Origin of the sequence: Undibacterium pigrum, from assembly GCF_003201815.1 — a bacterium.
In the GTDB taxonomy this organism is placed as follows: domain Bacteria; phylum Pseudomonadota; class Gammaproteobacteria; order Burkholderiales; family Burkholderiaceae_D; genus Undibacterium; species Undibacterium pigrum.
This window is the reverse complement of record NZ_QJKB01000036.1, coordinates 1-2,826: the sequence shown is the minus strand read 5'-3', so window position 1 is coordinate 2,826 and position 2,826 is coordinate 1. Positions and strand designations below refer to the sequence as shown.

The following is a 2,826-nucleotide window of genomic DNA, read 5'->3' as shown; positions in this document are numbered from 1 at the left end:
AACGGAGCTGGCACAGATCTGGGCCGGGGTTCTCAAGCTGGACCGTGTAGGTCGACATGACCATTTCTTCGAACTGGGAGGCCATTCGCTCTTGGCGGTGACACTCATTACGCGGATACGCCAGCACTTTGAAGTGGAAGTATCGCTGACGCAACTGTTCGCAACGCCACGTTTGAGCGATCAAGCGCAAGTGGTCAGTTCGGCAGTCCGCAGTCATTTGCCGGCGATCGAATTGACGGACCGCACGGTTGCGCTTCCCCTGTCATTTGCGCAGCAAAGGCTCTGGTTCCTAGCGCAGATGGACGGTGTGAGTCAGGCGTACCACATCCCCCTGGGATTACAGCTGGAGGGGGAGTTGAACCAGGCGGCGTTGATCAAGGCGCTGGACCGGATTGTGGCAAGGCATGAAGCGTTGCGGACCTGCTTTGTTTCGGTAGGGGAGCAACCAAGCCAATGTATAAGGGAAGCCGAAGTAGGCTTTGCGCTCACGCATCACGACTTGAGAAGTTTGCCGTCTGCGCAAAGAGAGGAGGCAGTGGAGCGACTCATTGAAGACGAAGCACAAGCGCCGTTCAATCTGGAACAAGGGCCGTTGATCCGAGGACGGCTGATTGCAGTAAGTAAGCAAGAACATGTGCTGCTGCTGACCATGCACCATATCGTCAGCGACGGCTGGTCAATCGGCGTACTGACGCGAGAATTGAGTGCGCTCTATGGCGCGTACGTGCAAGAGGGTGCAGTCGAAGAAGAGCCTTTGCCGGCATTGGCGATCCAATATGCCGACTATGCGGCATGGCAAAGGAAATGGCTGGCAGGGGAATTACTGCAAGGTCAGATTGACTATTGGAAACGCACGCTGTCAGGCGCACCAACACTACTGGAATTGCCGTTGGACCATGCACGTCCGGCGTTGCAAGACCACCGTGGTGGTCAGGTTGGGTTGACGCTCTCGACAGTATTGAGCGAGCGGCTCAAAGGGATGAGCCAACGACACGGGAGCACGTTGTTCATGACGCTGTTGGCGGCATGGGGTGCCTTGCTGTCGAGGCTATCGCAGCAGGACGAAGTCGTGATTGGCACACCGGTGGCCAACCGGTTGCGAGCGGAGCTGGAGCCGATGATTGGCTTCTTTGTCAACACGCTGGCATTGCGGTTGGATCTGGGAGGGAACCCCAGCGTTGCCGAACTGCTTGAGCGGGCCAAGCAGCACACGCTGCAAGCGCAAGAGCATCAGGACCTGCCGTTCGAGCAAGTCGTCGAACTGGTTAAGCCGCCGAGGAGCTTATCGCACACGCCATTATTCCAAGTGATGTTTACCTGGCAGAACCAAGGAGCAGATGAATTGGCGCTGCCTGGTTTGAAGGTCATGCCACAGATGGCGGCCTATGATATAGCCAAGTTTGACTTGGACATCAGCATGGGCGAAGTCGATGGTCAGATATCGGGGATAGTGGGATATGCGACGGCACTGTTTGAGCGCAAGACTATTGAGCGCTTTGTAGGGTATTTTACGCAACTGCTGGAAGGGATGGTCCAGGCGGATGAGTCTGCGCCGCAGACGGCGATATCGAAGTTGGGGATATTGCCAGAGCAAGAGCGGTATCAGATCTTGGAAGAGTGGAACAGTACGCAAGCACACTACCCGCAAGACAAGTGTATCCATGCGTTGTTTGAGGAGCAGGTGGTCAAGAATCCGCAAGCAGTAGCGGTGGTGTATGAAGAGCAGCGTCTGACGTACGGAGAATTGAATACGCAAGCCAACCGTCTGGCGCACTATCTGAGAGAAGTGGGAGTCAAGCCGGAAGACCTGGTTGGTTTGTGCATGGAACGTTCTATTGATTTGATCGTAGGCATCTTAGGGATCCTGAAGGCAGGCGGGGCGTATGTGCCGCTAGATCCGAAAGTACCGCAAGAGCGGCTGACACACATACTAAATGACTCAGATCCAATATTAGTTTTAACGCAAGAGCATTTAAGAAACAAAATTCCTTCTAGATATCAGGTTTTTTGTAGCGATAGTGGAAAAGACATTCTACAAAAATATACAAGCGAGAATGTTCCACCGGCCTATTTGCCGAATCAATTGGCATATGTGATTTATACGTCTGGTTCAACAGGAAAACCGAAAGGCGCTCTCCTGACTCATCACAACGTCGTACGGTTGTTTTATTCTACTGAGGAGAAATTTCAATTTGGTAGTGGCGATATCTGGACGCTGTTTCATTCCTACGCGTTTGACTTTTCAGTATGGGAAATATTTGGCGCTTTACTATATGGTGCAAGGCTGGTGGTCGTTCCTTACCTCATATCCCGATCGCCAAAGCAATTTTTTGAATTGCTAATCAAAGAAAAGGTGACGGTTTTAAACCAAACTCCTTCGGCTTTTCAGCAACTGATAAATTTGAACTCATCTCAAGGAAGTGCTTGTTTGACCTCATTGAGATATATCATTCTTGGCGGTGAGGCACTGAATGTGCTGGCATTGACTCCTTGGTGGGAAATATATCAGTCCAACGAGCCAATGATAATTAATATGTATGGCATTACTGAGACTACTGTACATGTCACTTATCGCCTCATAGAGAAGCATACGCAAGATTTAACTTCTGTAGGCCGTCCACTCAAAGATCTTCGCGTTTACATTCTAGACAGACACGGCGAACCGGTACCGGTTGGTGTTGAAGGAGAGCTGTACATAGGCGGTGCTGGTGTAGCGAGGGGTTACCTGAACCGTCCGGAATTGACGGCGGAGCGGTTCGTGGAAGACCGCTTCAGCAATGAGCCGGGAGCGAGGTTGTACAAGACTGGGGACTTGGCGAGGTATCT

The 2,826-nt window shown here is 51.9% G+C and carries 1 protein-coding gene; it reads left to right on the top strand.

All coding sequences use genetic code 11. The features are described from left to right. Window positions 1-2,826, top strand: a 2,826-nt coding sequence (locus DFR42_RS28880) for a non-ribosomal peptide synthetase (RefSeq protein ID WP_146219020.1), incomplete at both ends; no start/stop codon positions are given.